At 47.2% G+C, this 3735-nt stretch carries 4 protein-coding genes; 2 read left to right on the plus strand and 2 right to left on the minus strand.

Annotation, left to right across the window (positions count from 1 at the left end):
• Positions 1-46: 46 nt before the first annotated feature.
• Positions 47-814 (plus strand): Uma2 family endonuclease, encoded by a 768-nt coding sequence (locus RIC07_RS33870; protein WP_446398351.1) that lies wholly within the window; start codon positions 47-49, stop codon positions 812-814.
• A gap of 83 nt (positions 815-897) precedes the next feature.
• Here the strand turns inward: RIC07_RS33870 and RIC07_RS33875 are convergent, their stop codons facing one another.
• Positions 898-3108, minus strand: coding sequence for a mechanosensitive ion channel domain-containing protein (locus tag RIC07_RS33875; protein ID WP_446398352.1), 2211 nt, complete (start codon positions 3106-3108; stop codon positions 898-900).
• A gap of 191 nt (positions 3109-3299) precedes the next feature.
• On the opposite strand from RIC07_RS33875, the gene RIC07_RS33880 reads away from it, so the two are divergent.
• Complete coding sequence (locus RIC07_RS33880) at positions 3300-3494, plus strand: hypothetical protein (protein ID WP_446398353.1); 195 nt, start codon at positions 3300-3302, stop codon at positions 3492-3494.
• On the opposite strand, the gene RIC07_RS33885 is transcribed toward RIC07_RS33880, so the two are convergent.
• The coding region (locus RIC07_RS33885; RefSeq protein WP_446398354.1) for a hypothetical protein at positions 3491-3735 on the minus strand (245 nt) is incomplete at its 5' end. The two genes, RIC07_RS33880 and RIC07_RS33885, sit on opposite strands and share 4 nt — an antisense overlap.

The raw sequence follows: 3735 nt of genomic DNA on the forward strand, positions 1-3735 counted from the left end.
ATCTTTATCTAAAATAGGGCTTACAGATGGAGGGAGATGATACCTGATGACAACGGTAACAAGCCAGCCTAAAATTACCTGGGAGAAGCTACCCGATGATTTTCCCTTACCCGATGATCCTGTGGATAATATTGATCAGCCCACATTAGCCGCCGCACTCAGCGACAGTTTAGAACAAACCGGGCGATTGCAAGACAATACATTAGTCGCCACGAATTACGGTGTCTGCGCTCGGTTAGAGGGTAAGTTTGTGGTTAAAGCTCCCGATTGGATGTATGTACCTCGGATTGAGGTATCCCAAGAGAATGTCCGTCGCAGTTATACGCCACACCTGCAAGGGGACATTCCAGGAATTGTGATTGAATTTCTCTCAGATACAGAAGGAAATGAATATTCGAGCAAGCCAACTTATCCTCCGGGGAAATGGTATTTTTATGAGCAAGTGTTGCGAGTCCCCCAGTATGGAATTTTTGAACCTGAACAAGGTGTACTGGAAATGTATCAGCTCAATGACGCTGGATATTATGTCTTGCAGCCGCCGCAGGAGAGGCGCTATTGGATAGAAGCGCTGGGTTTATTTTTGGGTGTGTGGGAAGGAAGGAAGGGAAACCGTCAGGGGTATTGGTTGCGGTGGTGGGATGAATCTGGGCAACTTTTACCTTGGGGAGTAGAATTAGTAGAACAAGAACGACAACGGGCTGAACAAGAACGGCAACGGGCTGAGCAAGAACGACAACGGGCTGAACAAGAACGACAACGAGTTCAAGCTTTGATCGCCCAGTTACGAGCGGCTGGAATAGAGCCAGAGACGTGAGTACAGCTACAAAATTAGTAGAGACGTTCCGGTGGAACGTCTCTCCAGTAGAAAAACCCGACCTAAAACCTAAAAGCTAGGTTCTAATCTGGACCATCCGGATCAGCGTCAACGGATACCGCAGAAGCCAAGGATGACTCCGGGTCAAAGAATGATCCAGTACTATGCTGAGAGAGTTGAGGTTCTAAGAGTTCCCCAGGCATTTGCGAAACTAATTCTGGCGTTTTGCCATTAGTGGCAGCATGGTGGATGCGAATATCTTGCTGGGGTAGGATTGAGATCCCTTCTTTGGCAAAGCGTTCCTGAACCATGTAGAGTATCTCTTCATAAGCTGTCCAAAAATCATTAGTTTTTGTCCAAAATTTAATCCCGATACTCACATAATAGTCAGCACCTTTATAAGGAAACACTGACGGTGCTGGATTATCTAGAGTCAAAGGGTGTGAGTTGGCAATCTCCAACAAAATTTTCTTGACTCGGCGCAGGTTCGTGTCGAAGGAAATACGAACACTCACTCCCCCCTTACGAATACCTTGAGTGGTCAGGTTTTCAATGGTACTGCTCCAAATCGTATTGTTGGGAACGGTATAAATTTGAGCATCCCACCCTTTAAGTTTTGTATTAGCAAGGGTGATTGAATCAACGTAACACCACAAATCACCGATTTTGACTTCATCGCCAACATCGAAGGGCTTGTACGCCATAATCATCAAGCCACTGGCAAAATTGCCGATGTTACTTTGCAGTGCGAAGGCGAGTACGAAACTCACCCCCCCAACCAGAGCTAAGATGGGACCCAAGCTGACTTCTAGTGCGGTTAGAGCGAGTAGGAAGGCAACCAGGATACCACCGCGCTTGATCAGCATCACCAGGAAGTGACGTAACAGTTGAGATATATGGCTCAATCGCAAAAAAGCTTGGTTAACAATGATACCGAAGACCTGAGACGCGATCGCGACGCCAATAAAAACACCGAAAAACTTGCCTGTATTATTAACCCAGCGTAAGCCACCTTCTTCTGACTGGAACCAGTTGATCAGCCGTAGCCCTAAACCTTCGGTGTCGGTTATGTCGAGTTCAACACCACTAACGGCTTGAATGTATTGGCGGTAGGATTCAGGAGTCCCGCCTTTTTTCTCCAATTCATCCAGGATGACATTAAATCGATCAATAATTGCAGTTCGTTCCCCTTGAAGTTCGGTAACCGCAACCACCAGTTGGTTTTTCTCTTCCGACTCGGCTTCGGCATTCTCTTCGAGTTGTTCGGCAGCTTCTTCTAGCTCTTGTTGTTGTTCTTGAATTTCCCCTTGGCTATCCCCGATTTCCGGGGGTCCAGCGACTTTTTCCTCACCGTCAGCGTCTACTTCCGTGTTTTCCAGAGTGGCTGTCAGTTCATCGAGATTTTCCGAGGATTGCTCTTCAGGGGCATCGGCTCCCTCAATGGCTTCTCTGGCTTTTTTCAGGGCTTCTAAGGCAGCTTCAAGTTGCTGAGTTGCTTCTTGATGTTCCGGTGAGTCGGGAATCGTTGCGTCTTGAGCTTCTTGGGCATCTTCAACGTCTTTGAGCGCGGCTTCTAGGGTATCTATTTTTTCCGTTGCGGCTTCATAGCTCAACGAGCCAGCCGTCATCTCCTCTCGCGCTGTCTTGGCATTCTCAACTGCTTGTTTTGCCGTCTCCACTTGTTTGGTTTCTTCGGCTTTGTCTAGGGCGCTACTTGAGGTTTCGTCTTCTTCAATCTGCTGTTTAGTTTCAGCAGCTTCCTCAATGGATGCTTGAGCTACTTTCAGGTTTTCTTTGGCGTCTTCTACCTTTTTTGCCGCTTCTTCGTATTCTGAAGAGCCAAAGGTGGCATTGGCTTGAGCTTCCTCTGCTTCGGCAAGGGATTTCTGCGCTTCCTCTAAGGCATTGGCGGCTTCTTCCTGTTTGTCAATGGCTAAATTTTCCCGCTTGATGGTAATTTCAGCCGCGCTAATTTCTTTGGCTTTTTCTTTGAGCAGCACCAGCCAAGCGGCTGCCTCAATTTCGAGTTCTGCTAGGGTAAGCGGTTGAACCAACAGTCTCAATTCCTCGACGGGAATGGTTGGATCTGCCGTCGTAGTTGCCCCTGCGGGATCTACCTCTGTAGGAACTTGTACCTGTTCCGTGGTGGTTTCTTCCGCTTCAGCGTCTTGGGCTCGCACCGGTGTCCACCACACGGCGACAGCACAGACAACTCCCGTCAGGACAATTGCACCCACTCGATAACGCGGTTTGGGCGGTTTCTCCCTGAATATTTTTGGTTTTAATGGCAGCATTTTGTTAGTTAAAAAACCCAATTACAGCTACAACGGTCTAAAAGCTAAACTGATTAGACTTATCTTGAGCAAGACTTATCTTAAGCAGAGAGTTAGGAGCGAGCAGTATAATTTAATCCTACCAGTTTATTTTTACTGTTGACTCTTGGTCAAAACATCACGTTCCTCTGTTCATTTCCTATAACCCACTTATGACCACTACTAAAGAACAATTGCTGATCGCGATCGAATCCACCCCAGAACCGATTCTGGCGCAAATTCTTGACTATCTCGAATACCTCAAAACAAAACCGACTCGCCCAACTGCTCGCTCTAGAACCGTTCCGATTCCGGATGGGGAACCCCTAAAGCGGGGTTCTCAAGCCAAAGACTTGCTAAAAACCTAGACAAACCCACCTATAAGTAATTCTGCCTTGGTATAAGTCCACGGTGTAACTTTTGGTCGATAACCCCCTTGGCTGGCCATGTTTGAACTCATTTGTTTACCTGAGTGGATCAAGTCCTGCGATCGCACTCTATCTTTATCTAAAATAGGGCTTACAGATGGAGGGAGATGATACCTGATGACAACGGTAACAAGCCAGCCTAAAATTACCTGGGAGAAGCTACCCGATGATTTTCCCTTAC

The organism is Coleofasciculus sp. E1-EBD-02 (assembly GCF_040218245.1).
Classification (GTDB): domain Bacteria; phylum Cyanobacteriota; class Cyanobacteriia; order Cyanobacteriales; family Coleofasciculaceae; genus Coleofasciculus.